The sequence below is a fragment of the Streptomyces sp. NPDC051684 genome (assembly GCF_044453445.1).
In the GTDB taxonomy this organism is placed as follows: Bacteria; Actinomycetota; Actinomycetes; order Streptomycetales; family Streptomycetaceae; genus Streptomyces.
Genome location: NZ_JBITCS010000028.1, coordinates 38,217 through 53,161, shown reverse-complemented (window position 1 = coordinate 53,161; position 14,945 = coordinate 38,217). Strand labels below are relative to the sequence as shown.

General features: G+C 70.4%; 15 protein-coding genes. 7 read left to right on the top strand and 8 right to left on the bottom strand.

The window, feature by feature from the left end; genetic code table 11:
- Window positions 1-66 precede the first annotated feature (66 nt).
- Complete coding sequence (locus tag ACIA8D_RS29560; RefSeq protein WP_399237014.1) at window positions 67-723, top strand: class I SAM-dependent methyltransferase; 657 nt, start codon at window positions 67-69, stop codon at window positions 721-723.
- Here ACIA8D_RS29560 and ACIA8D_RS29555 read toward each other — a convergent pair.
- Window positions 680-1,459, bottom strand: a complete 780-nt coding sequence (locus ACIA8D_RS29555) for a MerR family transcriptional regulator (RefSeq protein WP_399237013.1) — start codon at window positions 1,457-1,459, stop codon at window positions 680-682. The genes ACIA8D_RS29560 and ACIA8D_RS29555 overlap by 44 nt on opposite strands.
- A gap of 65 nt (window positions 1,460-1,524) precedes the next feature.
- Here ACIA8D_RS29555 and ACIA8D_RS29550 point away from each other — a divergent pair, with 65 nt between their 5' ends.
- Window positions 1,525-1,965 (top strand): DUF6194 family protein, encoded by a 441-nt coding sequence (locus tag ACIA8D_RS29550; RefSeq protein WP_399237097.1) that lies wholly within the window; start codon window positions 1,525-1,527, stop codon window positions 1,963-1,965.
- On the opposite strand, the gene ACIA8D_RS29545 is transcribed toward ACIA8D_RS29550, so the two are convergent.
- On the bottom strand, window positions 1,966-2,331 hold the full coding sequence (locus tag ACIA8D_RS29545; RefSeq protein ID WP_399237012.1) for an iron chaperone: 366 nt from the start codon (window positions 2,329-2,331) through the stop codon (window positions 1,966-1,968).
- A gap of 45 nt (window positions 2,332-2,376) precedes the next feature.
- Complete coding sequence (locus ACIA8D_RS29540; protein ID WP_399237010.1) at window positions 2,377-3,318, bottom strand: EamA family transporter; 942 nt, start codon at window positions 3,316-3,318, stop codon at window positions 2,377-2,379.
- Between the two features lie 84 nt (window positions 3,319-3,402).
- Here ACIA8D_RS29540 and ACIA8D_RS29535 point away from each other — a divergent pair, with 84 nt between their 5' ends.
- Window positions 3,403-4,311 (top strand): LysR substrate-binding domain-containing protein, encoded by a 909-nt coding sequence (locus ACIA8D_RS29535; RefSeq protein ID WP_399237008.1) that lies wholly within the window; start codon window positions 3,403-3,405, stop codon window positions 4,309-4,311.
- On the opposite strand, the gene ACIA8D_RS29530 is transcribed toward ACIA8D_RS29535, so the two are convergent.
- The 5 genes from ACIA8D_RS29530 to ACIA8D_RS29510 form a co-directional block, all read right to left on the bottom strand.
- Window positions 4,305-4,910 (bottom strand): dihydrofolate reductase family protein, encoded by a 606-nt coding sequence (locus ACIA8D_RS29530; RefSeq protein ID WP_399237006.1) that lies wholly within the window; start codon window positions 4,908-4,910, stop codon window positions 4,305-4,307. The genes ACIA8D_RS29535 and ACIA8D_RS29530 overlap by 7 nt on opposite strands.
- 87 nt (window positions 4,911-4,997) lie before the next feature.
- Entirely contained in the window at window positions 4,998-6,140 is a 1,143-nt protein-coding gene (locus tag ACIA8D_RS29525; RefSeq protein WP_399237004.1) for an acyl-CoA dehydrogenase family protein, read from the bottom strand.
- A 45-nt stretch (window positions 6,141-6,185) separates the two neighbouring features.
- Complete coding sequence (locus tag ACIA8D_RS29520; protein ID WP_399237003.1) at window positions 6,186-6,812, bottom strand: TetR/AcrR family transcriptional regulator; 627 nt, start codon at window positions 6,810-6,812, stop codon at window positions 6,186-6,188.
- A 6-nt stretch (window positions 6,813-6,818) separates the two neighbouring features.
- Window positions 6,819-8,666: an AMP-dependent synthetase/ligase gene (locus ACIA8D_RS29515; RefSeq protein ID WP_399237002.1), complete on the bottom strand. Its 1,848-nt coding sequence runs from the start codon at window positions 8,664-8,666 to the stop codon at window positions 6,819-6,821.
- A 139-nt stretch (window positions 8,667-8,805) separates the two neighbouring features.
- Window positions 8,806-9,453, bottom strand: a complete 648-nt coding sequence (locus ACIA8D_RS29510) for a TetR/AcrR family transcriptional regulator (RefSeq protein ID WP_399237000.1) — start codon at window positions 9,451-9,453, stop codon at window positions 8,806-8,808.
- A 171-nt stretch (window positions 9,454-9,624) separates the two neighbouring features.
- Here ACIA8D_RS29510 and ACIA8D_RS29505 point away from each other — a divergent pair, with 171 nt between their 5' ends.
- Genes ACIA8D_RS29505 through ACIA8D_RS29490 form a run of 4 tightly spaced genes read left to right on the top strand, consistent with a single transcriptional unit; the run spans window position 9,625 to window position 14,945 of the window.
- A complete protein-coding gene (locus ACIA8D_RS29505) occupies window positions 9,625-10,860 on the top strand; it encodes an oxygenase MpaB family protein (RefSeq protein WP_399236999.1) in 1,236 nt (411 codons plus the stop codon).
- Between the two features lie 13 nt (window positions 10,861-10,873).
- Window positions 10,874-12,118, top strand: coding sequence for an oxygenase MpaB family protein (locus ACIA8D_RS29500; protein ID WP_399236998.1), 1,245 nt, complete (start codon window positions 10,874-10,876; stop codon window positions 12,116-12,118).
- An 8-nt stretch (window positions 12,119-12,126) separates the two neighbouring features.
- The gene (locus ACIA8D_RS29495; protein ID WP_399236996.1) at window positions 12,127-14,421 is read left to right on the top strand and encodes a molybdopterin cofactor-binding domain-containing protein; all 2,295 of its coding nucleotides are present in this window, start codon (window positions 12,127-12,129) and stop codon (window positions 14,419-14,421) included.
- A 47-nt stretch (window positions 14,422-14,468) separates the two neighbouring features.
- A complete protein-coding gene (locus ACIA8D_RS29490; protein WP_399236995.1) occupies window positions 14,469-14,945 on the top strand; it encodes a (2Fe-2S)-binding protein in 477 nt (158 codons plus the stop codon).

The following is a 14,945-nucleotide window of genomic DNA, read 5'->3' as shown; positions in this document are numbered from 1 at the left end:
GGTGCTCGCCTTCGGCGCGGACGGCACGCATGCTGGGACCGACGCCCGCGCCGAAGGGAAGCCGCCGTGGCCGATCGCGATCAGGACCTGCGCACCCAGAAGATCTGGGCCCGCGACGCGCCCCACTACGACGGCTGGATGCGCCGCTTCGACCGCCACATGCTCCGGGGCGGCCGCGCCCGGCTGTGCGCGCGGGCCGAGGGCCGGGTCCTGGAGGTCGCCGTCGGCACCGGCCTGAACCTGCCGTACTATCCCAAGAGCACCGACCTGACCGGGGTCGACCTGTCCCCGGACATGCTGGCCCGCGCCCGCGTGCGGGCGGCCGACCTCGGTGTCGACGCCACGCTCAGCGAGGCGTCCGCGACGCGGCTGCCGTTCCCCGACGCCTCCTTCGACACCGTCGTCTGCGCGCTGGGCCTGTGCTGCATCCCCGACGACCGCGCGGCCGTCGCCGAGATGCACCGGGTCCTCGCACCGGGCGGCACGCTGCTCCTGATCGACCACGTCATCAGCCACCGGTTCGCCGTCCGCACGCTGCAGCGGGCGCTCGAACCGCTGATGCTGAAACTCGCGGACGACCATCAACTGCGCCGCCCGCTGCACCTCGTACGGGAGGCGGGTTTCGACGTCGTCGAGCGCGAGCGCTACAGCTTCGGCGTGATCGAACGGCTCGTCGCGGTCAAGTCTTCGCAGCGCAGACGGGGGTTTGTTCACAGGCTCTGAGGGAGTCGAGCACGGCGGCGAGGTCCGCGCCCGCGCGCAGGAGCGCTACGGAGCGTGCCGCGATCCGGTCGAGGCGTTCGTCGAGCATGCGACGGACCCGCTCCGGCGCGCCACCCTCGCTCAGAGAGTGCAGGGAGTCGACGATGTCCCGCACCGCGGGGATGCCGTAGCCGCTGCCGCGCAGCGCCGCGACGATCCTGGCCGCGCCGATCGCGGCGGGCCCGTAGCGGCGCGCCCGCTGCGACGTCACGCGCTCGGGCGCGACGAGGCCCTCCCGCTCCCAGAACCGCAGTGTCGAGGTGCGGACGCCGAGCGCGGCGGCGAGTTCGGTGATCGTCATCGTGTCCTCGCCCTCGCCCTCGCCCTCGCCCTCGACGGCGCCGTGGTGTGCCGCCTCGGACTCGATCGCCCACAGTGCCTCCTGAGCGCGCAGCACCTCGTCGCGTTCGCGCGCCAGAGAGACATGCACGGCGTTGACCGAGGCCGCCGCCTCCTCGACCGTCCGCGTCCACAGATCCGCCATCAGCCGCCTGGCGGCGACGGGCCCCATGGCTCCGGCGAGCCCCCGGTAGGCGTGCAGCGCCCGCACATGGACGGCGGCGTACGCCCGGTAGCCGTTGCCCGACCGGGTGGCCGCCGGGACGACCCCGAGCCGCTCCAGATCCCGCACCTGCTGCACGGAGTACCCCGACTCCCTGGAGACATCGGCGGTCCTGAGCACGCTCTCGTCGGCCATCCGTCCCTCTCAACCCCACATGAGCACTTCAAGCCGATGCTTGAACCATGAGCAGCAACACGAGTATGGAACACATCATCAAGACCGTGCGCGGCTTCGACTGCGCGCTCGTCCTCGCCCCGGGGCCCGGCGGTGACTTCCCGGAGATCGCGTGGGGCGACGTGTTCTTCTACTACGCGCCGGACGGCGAGGTCCCGCGGGCCGTGCAGCCGTACGCCACGATCGTCACCAAGAACTACCCCGGCGACGCGCTGTCGGACCTGGACGCCCCCGACCGGCTTCGCGTGAACATCCAGGTGGACCGGGATACGTTCCAGCAGCTCGCCGGCGAGTCCCCGGTGGACTACGCGGTCGTCGACACCGTGCTGCCCCACCCGGTGTACGGCGCCCAGAACTGGATCTGCGTCGTCAACCCCGGAGAGCGGACGCACGACACGGTCCTGCGGCTGCTGCGCGCAGCGCACGACGCCGCACGGGCCCGCTTCGAGCGCCGTCGTCAGGCGTGATCAGCAGACCGTGCCCGGCCGGGCGGCCGTCGCCCGCAGCAGCTCCCGCACGAGGTCGAAGTCGACGGCGGCCGCCTTCCGGAACCGCAGACACCCCTTGCCCATGTCCTGCCCGGCGAGCCGCTCGGTGAAGGCGTCACGCACGTCGCTGCGCATCAGATAGAAGGAGATGTACTGCTTCTGGCTCGCGAACGCGATCTCGGCGACACCGTCCCGCTCGTAGGCGGGCATGCCGTACGCCATGACCTCCGCGAAGCCGGGCAGCTCGGCGCGGCACATCCGTCGCAGCTCGGCGAGCGCGGTCCTGCGCTCGTCGGGCAGCTCGGCGAGGTAGTCGTCCACGGTCGTGGCGGAGCTCTGCACCATGGCGCGATCGTACGCCGCCGGGACCACGCCCGTCGGCGCCCGCCCTCACACCTCGATCGACGCCGGAGCGGGAGCCGTGGACCCGGTCGCGTCGCCCGATGTGTCGGTCGTGGACGGGGTCGGTCGGCGCCCGCCCGTGCGGGTGGCGCCGACGCCGGCGGCGACCACGAAGGCGATGCCGAGGGCGGGGGCCGGGTCGGTGGTCTGGCCGAGGACGACGAGGCCGACCAGCATCGCGATGGCGGGTTCGAGGCTCATCAGGGTGCCGAAGGCCGACGTGGTCAGGCGCCGCAGCGCGAGGAACTCCAGGGCGAAGGGCAGGACGGGGCTCAGGGCTGCCAGGGCGAGCATGATCCACACGGTCGGCCACGTGGCGTGGGCGGAGACGGCGGGCGCGGCGATGAGCATGCCGAGGACGCCGGCCACGGGCATCGAGACCGCGAGCCCCTTCAGGCCGGTGACCCGGTCGCCGACGCGCTGGGTGAGCAGGATGTACGCCGCCCAGCAGCCCGCCGCCGCCAGTGCGTACACCGCGCCGAGCGCGTCGAGGCCGCCGTGCCAGGGCTCGGTGAGCAGGACGACGCCGACCGCGGCCGCCGCGGCCCATATTCTGCGGCCGTGGCCGGGCCCGAACAGGGAGACGGCCAGCGGGCCGAGGAACTCCAACGCGCTCGCCGTGCCCAGGGGCAGTCGGTCCAGGGCCAGCATGAAGAACGCCATCATCCCCGCGGTCGCGGCGCCCAGCACCGTGCAGGCCAGCAGGTCCGCCCGCGTGAAGTCACGGCGGCGGGGCCGGACGAGGACGAGCAGGAGCAGGCCCGCCCAGCCGAGCCGAAGGCCCGCCGTGCCCAGCGCGCTGAGCTGCCCGAAGAGGGGCACGGTCAGGGCCGAGCCGAGCTGGACCGTGGACATCGAGGCTACCGCCATCGCGAAACCGGCTTGTGCGGCGTTGGGACGGGAGCGGTGCGGGGGCTTGGGGGAACTCATGGGCGACAGTCAATGTCCTATGCACCGTTCGTGTCCACGTGCCGATCATGGACGTTCCGTTCGATGAACCTGGACAATGGAGGAATGGAGACACGGCGGCTACGGCTCTTGGTGGAACTGTCCCGGCTGGGTTCGATGCGCGCGGTCGCGGACACGGTCGGCACCACGACCTCGACGGTCTCGCAGCAACTCGCCGTCCTCGCGCGGGAGATGGAGGCCGATCTGATCGAGCCGGAGGGGCGGCGGGTGCGGCTCACCCCGGCCGGGCGGCGGCTCGCCGAGCACGCCGCGGGGATCCTCGCCGCCGTCGAGACCGCGCGCCTCGCCCTCGCTCCCGGAGCCGAGCCGAACGGGACACTGCGGGTGGCCGGGTTCGCCACCGCCATCCGCGTCCACCTGCTGCCCCTCGTCACCGAGCTGGCGGCGAGCCACCCCCGGCTGCGCCTCCTCGTCCGTGAACACGAACCCGCCGAGGCCCTGGAACTGCTCGCCGCGGACGAGACCGACCTCGCGCTCACCTACGACTACAACCTGGCGCCCGCCGACCCGGACCCCACACTGCACACCACCGCCCTGTGGACCGCGCCGTGGGGTCTCGGTGTCCCGGCCGACGCCGAGGTGCCCGACGCGGCGGACACCCTCGCGGTCTTCGACGCGTTCCGCGCGCAGGACTGGATCGTCAATTCCCGTGGCACCTCCGACGCGACCGTCATCCACACCCTGGCCGCCATAACGGGGTTCGCACCCCGTGTCACCCACCAGGCCGACAGCCTCGACCTGGTCCAGGGAATGATCACCGCCGGGCTCGGCGTCGGACTGCTCCCCGTCGGCACCCCGACCTTTCCCGGGGTCAGGCTGCTCCCGCTCACCGGACCCGAGGTCGTGCTGCGCGCCCACGTCGTCGCGCGGCACGGGCGGCTTGGCTGGCCGCCGCTCGCGCTGGTCACCGAACTCCTCACCCGGAGGACCGCGGCGCGGCCCGCCGTTCAGTAGGTGTCGTAGCTGGGCTCGCCGTTCGGCCGGTAGACACCGACGACGGTGCCGCCCTTCGTCGCCGAGACGCTGACCGGTTCGAGCGCCGTGGGGATCGCGCCGCCGGCGAAGAGCCGCTTCCCAGAGCCGATGATCACCGGGTGAATGGTCAGCCGGTACTCGTCGACGAGGCCGGCCCGCATCAGGGTCTGCGCGAGGTCTCCGCTGCCGACGACATTGATCTCGCCGCCGCCGGATGCCCGCAACGCCTGTACGGCCTCGACGACATCGCCCTCCAGCAGCGTGGAGTTCTGCCACTCGACGGACGTCAGGGTCCGGGACGCCACGTACTTGCGCATGCCGTTCATCCGCGCGGTGAACGGGTTGCCGGGATCGGCGGTCGGCCAGTACGACGCGAAGATCTCGTACGTCTTGCGGCCGAGCAGCATCGCCTCCGCGTGCTCGTACCAGCCGGCGATGGCCGCGCCGACCTCGTCGTCGTCCGTGGGCTTCTGCCAGCCGCCGTGCTCGAACCCGTCCTCGGCGTCCTCGTCCGTGGCGCCCGGGGCCTGCATCACGCCGTCCAGCGTCAGGAACGTACAGACAATGATCTTGCTCATGGCGTGCTCCCTTCGTCGACGGGTAGACCGGCACAGCACCGGAAACTCATCGACGGGACCCTCCGGGAGCACGCCGCCCGGGTCCGCCTACAGCCCGTACGTCTTGCCGATGATGTCCCGCTGGATCTCGCTCGTCCCGCCGTACACCGTCGACACGACCGTCGCCCGCAGCAGGGCCTCCATGCCGTACTCGGTGGCGTAGCCGTAGCCACCCATCATCTGCATGCCCTCCAGAGTGATGTGCTTCGCCAGCTCCGTGCACTTGAGCTTCGCCATCGAGGCCTCGCGGGCGAACACCTTGCCCGGCTCCGCGTCGATCGTCGCGGCCACGTCGTCCAGGAGGAGCTGCGCGCACTCCAGTTCCGTCGCCATGTCCGCGATGCGGTGCTTGAGCGCCTGGAAGGAGCCGATGGGCCGGCCGAACTGCTCGCGCTGGCGGACGTACGCCAAGGTGTCGTCGAAGGCCCGGCGCGCCACCCCCTGCATCATCGCGGCGAGGATCATCCGCTCCAGGTTCAGACCCGCCATGAGCTGCGTCCAGGCCTTGCCCGGCGTGCCGACCACCGCCGAGTCGGGGACGAAACAGTCCGTGAAGTAGAGGTCGTTGACCTCCTTGCCGCCCATCGTGTCGATGCCGCGGATGGTCAGGCCCTCGGCGTCCGTCGGCACCATGAACTGGGTCAGGCCCTCGTGCTTCGCCGAACCCGGTTCCGTACGGGCGATGAGCAGGATGTGATCGGCGAAATGGGCGTTGGAGCACCACGTCTTCTGGCCGTTGACCAGATAGCCGCCCGCGGTGCGCTCCGCCCGGCAGGCCAGCGCGCCCACATCCGAACCGGCCCCCGGCTCGGACATCGAGACGGACTCGACGCGGCCGTTCACCACGCCTTCGAGGACCGTGCGCTTCTGCTCCTCGGTACCGAACTTCTCGTACGCCGCCGCGGTGATGATCGTCGTGCCGAAGCCGCTGATGGGGGCGCGGCCGTAGGACGTCTCCTGGAGGAAGAGGGAGAGGTCGACCATGCCGCGGCCCGCGCCGCCGTACTCCTCGGGGACGGCGATGCCGAGCCAGCCGAGCTTCGCCATCTTCTCGTACAGCTGCTGGTTGTGATGCTCAGCGCCGTTGGCCGTCAGCTTGTCGCGCTGTTCCTTCGTGCCGCACTCGCGCGAGCAGAAGTCCGCGATGGCCTTGACCAGATCGCCGCGCTCGTCGGACAGGACTCGGGGCATGGTGTGTCTCCTGAGGAAGGGAAAAGGTGTGTATGTGCCGTACGGTCAGCCGTTGCGCACCGCGGGGAAGACCGTGTGCAGCAGGTGGACGACCGAGCGGGTGAGCATCACGTGCAGGTCGTCGCGGGTGAGTGTGCCGCGCGCCAGCCACTCGTGGGACGCCGACTTGAGCATGGCGCTGTGGGCGCGGATCATCGCGCGGAGCTTGTCGCGGCCCGCGTCCTCGGCGATGTCCGTCATCATGGCGGCCTCGAGGATCCGGTCGGTGGCGATCTCGTCGGCCTCCAGCATGATCCGGTCGACCTCCGGGTCGCCGAGGGACTCCATGCCGATGGCCGCGAGCCACATCTCCCGGTTCCGCTCGACGACTTCGAGCCACCGGTCGACGCAGACGGCGAGGCGTTCCTCGGCCGTGGTCCGCGGCAGCCGCTGGGACACGGAGGCGGGGATGACCATCATCTGCCGCACCACCTCCAGGTACAGCTGCCGCTTGTCGCCGAAGTAGTGGTTGACGAGGGCCCGGGCCACGCCGGCCTCGGCCGCGATGTCCGAGATCGACACCGAGGCGTAGCCGGCGGACCCGAACCTTCGGCGGGCCACGGCGAGGATCTCGGCGCGGCGCGCGTCCGGTTCCATCCGGCGGCGCCGGGTGGCCTGGGCCTTGCCTTCCATGGGCTGCTACTCCTTGTTCCTGTCCGCTGGTTCGTCCGACGCGTACATCGACTCGATCGTCGCCGCGTGCAGATCGTCGATGGCGCGGCGGCGCAGGCTGAGCTTCGGTGTCAGCTCGCCGGTCTCCGTCGTCCAGGGACCTGCGACGACCCGGTACCGCTTGACCTGTTCCACCCGCGAGAGGACCGCGTTGGCCTCCTCGACCGCGCCGTCGAGCGCCGCCAACACCTGTGGATGCTCGGCGAGTTCGTCGAGCTCCGTCGTGGTGATGCCGTTCGCGCGCGCCCAGTGGGGGGCCGCCTCCTCGTCGAGGACCAGCAGTGCCGTGACATAGCGGCGCCGGTCACCGAGCGCGACGGCATGACCGATCAACGGGTGGGCGCGCAGCAGGGACTCGATCTTCGTCGGGGCGATGTTCTTGCCGCCGGCGGTGATGATGAGTTCCTTCTTGCGGTCCGTGACGGTGACGATGCCCCGGGAGTCGACCGTGCCGACGTCACCGGTCGGCAGCCAGCCCTCGGCGTCGGTACCGGAGGCGATGTCGCCGTCCGCCTGGAGGTATCCGGCGAAGACGACGGGGCCGCGGACGAAGAGCTCGCCGTCCTTGGCCTCCCTCACCTCGATCCCGGGCCCGGGGCGGCCGACCGAGCCGAGGGCGAACACGTCGGGCGTGCTGACCGTGGCCGCGCCCGTCGTCTCGCTCAGGCCCCACACTTCGTACGCCGGCAGACCCACGCTCGCCAGGAACTCCAGGACGGCCGTGGGGATCGGGGCGGCGCCGCTGAACGCCCGCAGGCAGTCGTCGAAGCCGATCGCGGCGCGCAGCGGGCGCAGCGCCACCTCGTCCAACTTCTGTAGCTGTTCCGTCAATTCGGGCGGTACGCCCTTGCCGGCGGAGCGCAGCCGGAAGACCTCGAGCGCCGTCTTCTGGGCCTGCGCGAGGGCCGTCGCCTGTTCCTCGGGGAGCGCCGCGAGCTGGGCACGCAGGCCGGTGGTGAGCTTCTCCCACACCCGTGGCACACCGAAGAAGCCGTGCGGGCGGACCTTCTGGAGTGCGGGCAGCAGCTGGTCGGGGGAGGGGCAGATGGTGACATGGCCGCCGCTGCAGATCGGCATGTAGATTCCGAGCACCCGCTCAGCGATGTGCGCCATCGGCAGATACGCGACCGAGCGCGGATGCTCCGGCAGCGGCACCAACTGCTCCTGCATCACGGACTCGTGGATGACGTTGCGGTGCGAGAGCACCACGCCCTTCGGGTCGCCCGTGGTGCCCGAGGTGTAGACGAGCGCCAGCGGCTGGTCCGTCGTGACGGCGTCGGTGAGCGACTCGAAGGCCGCGTCGTCGGGCGGCAGCGCGTTGCGCACCGCCGCGTAGCTGACGAAGCGCGGGTCGTTGGCGGGTGCGGCCGACCAGTCGAGGACGACGACGGCGCGCAGCCGCGGCAGGTCGTCGAGGACGGGCGCCCAGCGCCGCACCTGCTCCTCGCCCTCCAGGACCAGCACGGTGGCCGCGCTGTGCCGGGCGATGACACCGATCTGCTCGGTGCTCAGGGTGTCGTACGTGCTGCACGGCAGCGCGCCGATGTGGGCGGCGGCCAGGTCGGTGACCCAGTGCTCGGCCCGCTTCGACATGGCGATGAGCAGGCGCTCGCCCCGGCCCAGGCCGAGCTGGGCGAGGCCACGGGTGAGCGCGGCGGTCTCGGCGCGCAGTTGGGTCCAGGTCAGGGTGCCCGCGTCCGGCCCGATGCCGGTGGTGAGGGCGGGCCGGTCCCCGAACTCCTCGGCGTTGCGGCGCAATAGTTTGGTGATCGTCAGCCCGTCGACGGACTGGCGTAGCGGCTCTGTTGGCGTCACGGCGGCTCCCGGAAACGTACGGCGTGGAACGTGCGGGGTGGGGCGGACTGTGGGTGAGCGGTGCCCACCGTGGACCGTTATTGGCGCCGTGTCAATAAGTCGCGTCGTCGTATCCGGGGACCAGATTCGAGGGCCGGGGCTACGCCGGCGGCCCCAGCATCGGGACCAGGAACTGCCGGGCCACCTCCCGCATCCGCTCGTCGTCGTCCAGATCGATGACATGGCTCGGCACGACCAGGAACGATGTGCACACGCGCACCATCATCTCGGCCACCACCTCCACGTCCACCTCCGCGGCGACCTGCCCGGCCTGCTGCTCCTCGCGCAGTCGCGCGGCCACGAACTGCTGCACCACGTGCTGCGTCCGGCCCCCGTCGGTGGTCATCGACGGCACCACCGAGTCCGGCTCGACCGCCATCAGGCCGCCGATCAGCCGGTTGTGGCGGATGGCGCGCAGTGAGCTGACGAAGCCCGCGACGACCCGGTCGGCGACCGTGTCCGCGCCCCGGATCTCGCTCTCGAACTGCTCGAAGTAGCGCCGGAATTCACGTCGTACGACGTGCTCGACCAGCGCCTCCTTGGTGTCGAACCGGCGGTAGACGGTGATCCGGGAGACGCCCGCGAGCCGCGCCACGTCGGCCATCGTGGAGCGCTTGATGCCCATGCGGCAGAACTGTTCGTACGCGGCGTCGAGCAGCCGCACCGTCACGTCGTCCGGCACCTCGGCCGCGGCATCGGCCCCGGCGGCGGATTCGCTGAAGGCCAGTTCGAGCACGTTGGGTTCCACAGGTGCCTCCCTGATTGCGTGAAGCCTCTGGCGTTCATGCCTCGTCTGTGCTCCCCTGTGGTACTGATACAGAGATGCTCAACGTGTTTCATCGTACCAAAGCAACTGCCGTACCAGCAGGGCGTGTTGACGGTCGAGCGAGTCACGGAACTCGAGGAGGAGTTCGGAGCAATGGATGGCTTGAGCAGGCGGAACATATTGCTCGCGGGCGGTGCCCTCGGCGCCCTGGGGGCACTGGGTGCGGCGTCACCGGCGAACGCCCGGTCCCTGTGGACGTGGTCACCGGGCGATTCGCTCGCCGGTACCGGCGCGGGCGTCGACCCCGAGTGGGTCTGGGACGACGAGGTGGACCGGCTCGTCGCCTCGGTCATCGACGGCGGCGACGTACCGAAGGTGAACGAGCAACTGCGCACCTGGACACGCAACGACCAGGCGCCTCCGGCTGGACTGCCGCAGGATGTACGGGAGTTCATGGACAAGGCGCGGCAACTGCCGTCCTGGGCGGACCGGGACAAGCTGGAGAGGGCGGCAGAGTTCAACAAGCGGCGGGGCCTCTACCTCAATCTGCTCAACGGAGTCGGTGGCGGCATGCTCAGCACCGCCATCCCCCGCGAGGCGCGCGCCGTGTACTACTCCAAGGGCGGCGCCGACATGGAGGATCGTGTCGCCAAGACGAGCATGCTGGGGTTCGCCATCGGCGACCTGAACGCCTATCGCGCGGACGGCGACTGCGTCGTGCAGGCCGTCAAGACCCGCATGGTGCACGCGGCGGTACGACATCTGCTCCCGAAGTCGCCCGGCTGGGCGCAGGTCAGCGACGGGCAGAAGATCCCCATCAGCCAGGCCGACATCCTCGTCACCTGGCACAGCCTCGCCACGTACACCATGCGGAAGCTGCTGGAGTGGAAGGTGCCGGTGAGCGCCGCCGACTCCGAGGCGTATCTGCACCTGTGGCAGCTCAGTGTGCACATGCTCGGCGTGCGCGAGGAGTACATCCCGAAGACCTGGGACGCGGCCAACGCCCAGTCCAAGCAGGTCCTCGACCCGATCCTCACCTCCACGAAGGAAGGCGTCGAGCTCACCGACATCCTTCTCGGGCAACTCGCGGAGCAGACCAGCCCCGGCGGGCTCGACCGGCCGCTGTGCAACGCGCTGGCCCGCTATCTCGTCGGTGACCGCGTCGCCGACATGGACCGCATCCCCGAGGAGCCGTTCTGGGAGAAGGCCATCGCGTCGGTGTGGCCGAAGCTGGTCGCCTTCCGCGAAGGACTGCTCCCGCTGCCCCTGGTGCCACCGCTCGCCTGGACGGTCGACGAGGCGATCCGCCAGTACATCCTCCTGTTCCTCACCAAGGGCAAGGGCACAGCGATCGAGATCCCCGACACCAACCGGCCGAGCGCCAGTTGAGGAGACGAGCACCATGGTGTACGGAAACGACGGAACGCGCGGGCTCAGCAGGCGGAACATGCTGCTGGGAGGCGGCGCCTTAGGTGCCTTCGGCGCCATCGGACTCGCGTCCCCGGCGAGCGCCCGGTCCCTGTGGACCTGGTCGCCGAAGGCCTCCATCGCCGGCGCGGGCGCGGGCGTCGACCCCGAGTGGGTCTGGGACGAGCAGGCCGACCCGGTGATCGCCGGAGTCATCAAGCGCGGTGAGGTCGCCAAGGTCAATGGGCTGTTGGCCCAGTGGAAGCGCAACGACCAGCCGCTGCCCGACGGACTCCCGGCGGACCTGCGGGAGTTCATGGAGGACGCCCGCAAACTGCCTTACTGGGCGGACCCGGCGCAGCTCGACCGCGGCTCCAAGTTCAGCAAGACCAAGGGCATTTACGTCGGCGCCCTGTACGGCCTCGGCAGCGGTCTCATAAGCACCGCCATCCCCCGCGAGTCCCGCGCCGTGTACTACTCCAAGGGCGGCGCGGACATGAAGGACCGCATCGCCAAGACCGCCAGACTCGGCTACGACATCGGCGACCTGAACGCCTACAAGCCCGCCGGCTCGATGGTCGTGACCGCCGTCAAGACGCGCATGGTGCACGCGGCGGTGCGGCATCTGCTCCCGCAGTCCCCGGCGTGGACCCAGGTCAGCGGCGGCCAGAAGATCCCGATCAGCCAGGCCGACATCCTCGTCACCTGGCACAGCCTCGCCACCTTCGTCATGCGCAAGCTGAAGGACTGGGGAGTACGCGTCAACACCGCCGACGCGGACGCGTATCTGCACGTGTGGCAGGTGAGCGCGGCCATGCTCGGCGTCCAGGACGAGTACATCCCGAAGACCTGGGACGCCGCCAACGCCCAGTCGAAGCAGGTGCTCAACCCGATCCTCGCGCACACCAAGGAGGGCGAGGAGCTGACCGATGTCCTCCTCGGCATCGTGGCGGAACTGGACTTGGGTCTCACCCGACCCCTGATCAGCGCGTTCTCCCGGTATACGCTGGGCGACCGGGTCGGCGACATGATCGGCCTGTCCAAGGAGCCGATCCTGGAGCCGCTCGTCGCCGGTGCCTGGCCACTGCTCGTGGCCTTCCGCGAAGGGCTCATCCCCCTACCGGGGGTGCCGGCGGTGATGTGGACGTTGGAAGAGGCGATCCGTCGGTTCGTGCTCCTGTTCCTGGCCGAGGGGCAGCCGATCGCCATCAACCTTCCTGACATGAACAGGCCGGAGTGAGAGGGAGTATGCGCAGACGACAGTTGCTCGGCTACGTACTGGCGGCACCCACGCTGGTGGCCGCGGCCGAACTCGCACCGGCAAGTGAGGCGGCGGCCAAGGGAACGGCGGCGAAGGATGTGGCGGGGGCCGGCGGTCTGCCGTCCCTCGACATCACCGAGGTCGTCGACCTCAACGACGCCCTGTCCCTGGCCGCCGCGCCGACCTCCGCGCTCATCACCGTCCAGGTGAACAAGGACGGCACGGTGTCCTTCGCGCTGCCCCGCGCAGAGGTCGGCCAGGGCATCACCACATCGACGGCGATGCTGATCGCCGAGGAACTGGACGTCCCCCTCGACCGGGTGCACGTCACGCTCGCCGACGCCCGCCCCGAACTCCTCTTCAACCAGCTCACCGGCGCCTCCAACACGACGATCGCCACCTACACCCCGGTGCGGGTGGCGGCCGCCATCGCGCGCGGCAGGCTCCTCGACGCCGCGGCGCTCGTACTGGACTCGGTGGTCGACGAGTTGGAGATCAAGGCGGGCGTGATCCTCGGCCCGGCCGGCAAGAGCATCGGCATCGGGGAACTGGCGGAGAAGGCCGCCGCGGCCACGACCCAGAAGGCCACCGCGCGGCTCAAGTCCGCCGAGGAGTTCGCCGTCATCGGCAAGCCGCACAGCCGCGTCGACGCCCGCGCCGCGGTCACCGGCGCCAAGAAGTTCGCCATGGACCTCGCCGTGCCGGACGCGCTGCCCACCATGGTGTGCCGCGCTCCCACCATCAACGGCAAGGTCGGCTCGGTGGCCAACCTCGACACGGTGCGCGCCATGCCCGGTGTCACCGATGTCGCCGTCGTGTCCACCGGTGTCGCCGTGCGGGCCCGCACGTTCGGCCAGTGCATCGACGCCGTGCGCGCCCTGGAGGTGTCCTGGCGGGGCGGCACGGCGGAGGGCAAGTCCGACGCCACGGTCCTCGCCGAGCTGAAGCGGGCCGAACCCTCCATGGGGCTGCCGTCGTTGAGCCGCACCGTGGAGGAGACCTTCACCTTCCACTTCCGCGGCAACAGCGCCCTCGAGCCCAACTGCGCCATCGCCGACGTCCGTTCGGGAAAGGCGGAGATCTGGGGCGGCCTCAAGTCGCCGATCGTCGCCAGGCAGACCATCGCCGCCCGCCTCGGCCTGCCGGTCGGCGCCGTCACCGTCCATGTCACGGAGAGCGGCGGCTCGTTCGGCCGCAAGCTGTTCTTCGACGCGGCCCTCGAAGCCGCCGAGATCTCCCAGAAGATGGGCAAGCCCGTCCGCCTCATGTGGCACCGCGCCGACGACGCCCGCCAGGGCCGCGCCCACCCGATGGCCACCTCGCGCGTGCGTGCTTCGTACGTGGGAAACAAGGTGCTCGGCTTCAAGCAGCGGCACACCAGCGTCTCCACCGACCTCAGTATGGGCTTCGGCGAGGCCCTCACCTCCGTGGCCGCGAAGTTGCCCGTCGTCGACCTCGCGTTCTCCGAGACGTTCTTCCAGCTGTCGCAGTCCATGCCGTACGAGTTCGGGGCGTACAGCCGGCTCCTCAACGAGACGGACAAGGGCTTCAACACCGGCAGCATGCGCAACGTCTACTCGCCGGACGTGACCTGCGCCCGCGAACTCATCGTGGACCGGCTCGCCGCGAAGATGGGCAAGGACCCGCTCGCGTTCCGCCGGGACTTCCTGCACGACGAGCGGGCCCGCGCGGTTCTCGTCAAGGTCGCCGAGGTCGGGCAGTGGGGGAGGAGCCTGCCCGACGGCGTGGCGCAGGGCGTGGCCGTGCACACCGAGTACCACGCCGCCAACGCGGTCCTCGTGGAGATCGACTGCCGTCCGGAGACGGTGAACCGGCCGATCCGCGACGGCGTCACCGGCCCCCGGGTCACCAAGGCGGTCTGCGCGGTCGACGTGGGCCTCGCGGTCAACCCCCGCGGCCTGGAGGCCCAGATGATGGGCTGCCTCATGGACGGCATCGCGCAGACCCTCACCTCCAGCCTGCACCTCAAGGACGGCCACTTCCTGGAAGCGAGCTGGGACAACTACCTCTACACGCGCCAGTGGAACACCCCGCCCGAACTCGACATCATCGTCATGCCGAACACGAGCGAAAGGCCCGGCGGGGCAGGGGAGTTGGGTGTCGCCGCCTCGATGGCCGCGGTGGCGTGCGCGTACGCGAGGGCGACCGGCACGACGCCGACGACGTTCCCCATCAACCACAGCACCCTGTCCTTCACGCCCAAGCCGACCGTCCCGCCGGTCCCGCAGTCGCCGACCGACGGCCTCGACCACGCGATCTGACCCACGCACACGTGGCTCACCGACCATTCAGGGAGGCTGGAAACCCCGTGCCCAAGCACACTTTTCGCGTCAACGGCGAGCAGGTGACGGTCGACGTAGAGGACGACGTGCGCCTGCTGTGGGTACTGCGCGACATCCTGGGCGTCACAGGGCCGAAGTACGGCTGCGGCATCAACGTCTGCAAGGCCTGCACCAGCCACCTCAACGGCAAGGCCGTCAACCCCTGCTCGATCCCCGTCAAGGAGCTGGCCTCCGACGACGAGGTGACGACCATCGAGGGCCTCGCCGACACCGTGGACGCGGACCTGCACCCGATGCAGCAGGCCTGGCTCGACCAGGACGTCGCCCAGTGCGGCTACTGCCAGCCCGGCCAGATCATGGCCGCGGTCGCCGTGGTCCGCCGCGCCAAGGAGGAGGGCCGCGCCATCACCGACGCGGACCTGGACGGCATCCGGAACGTGTGCCGGTGCGGCACGTACTTCCGGATCCGGGAGGCGATCCGCGAGGGCGCCAAGGGGATGTAG

Coding starts and splice junctions, on each gene's coding strand:
- ACIA8D_RS29555 (WP_399237013.1), bottom strand. CDS start 1,459: ATGGCCGACGAGAGCGTGCTCAGGACCGCCGATGTCTCCAGGGAGTCG.
- ACIA8D_RS29550 (WP_399237097.1), top strand. CDS start 1,525: ATGGAACACATCATCAAGACCGTGCGCGGCTTCGACTGCGCGCTCGTC.
- ACIA8D_RS29545 (WP_399237012.1), bottom strand. CDS start 2,331: ATGGTGCAGAGCTCCGCCACGACCGTGGACGACTACCTCGCCGAGCTG.
- ACIA8D_RS29540 (WP_399237010.1), bottom strand. CDS start 3,318: ATGAGTTCCCCCAAGCCCCCGCACCGCTCCCGTCCCAACGCCGCACAA.
- ACIA8D_RS29535 (WP_399237008.1), top strand. CDS start 3,403: ATGGAGACACGGCGGCTACGGCTCTTGGTGGAACTGTCCCGGCTGGGT.
- ACIA8D_RS29530 (WP_399237006.1), bottom strand. CDS start 4,910: ATGAGCAAGATCATTGTCTGTACGTTCCTGACGCTGGACGGCGTGATG.
- ACIA8D_RS29525 (WP_399237004.1), bottom strand. CDS start 6,140: ATGCCCCGAGTCCTGTCCGACGAGCGCGGCGATCTGGTCAAGGCCATC.
- ACIA8D_RS29520 (WP_399237003.1), bottom strand. CDS start 6,812: ATGGAAGGCAAGGCCCAGGCCACCCGGCGCCGCCGGATGGAACCGGAC.
- ACIA8D_RS29505 (WP_399236999.1), top strand. CDS start 9,625: ATGGATGGCTTGAGCAGGCGGAACATATTGCTCGCGGGCGGTGCCCTC.
- ACIA8D_RS29500 (WP_399236998.1), top strand. CDS start 10,874: ATGGTGTACGGAAACGACGGAACGCGCGGGCTCAGCAGGCGGAACATG.
- ACIA8D_RS29495 (WP_399236996.1), top strand. CDS start 12,127: ATGCGCAGACGACAGTTGCTCGGCTACGTACTGGCGGCACCCACGCTG.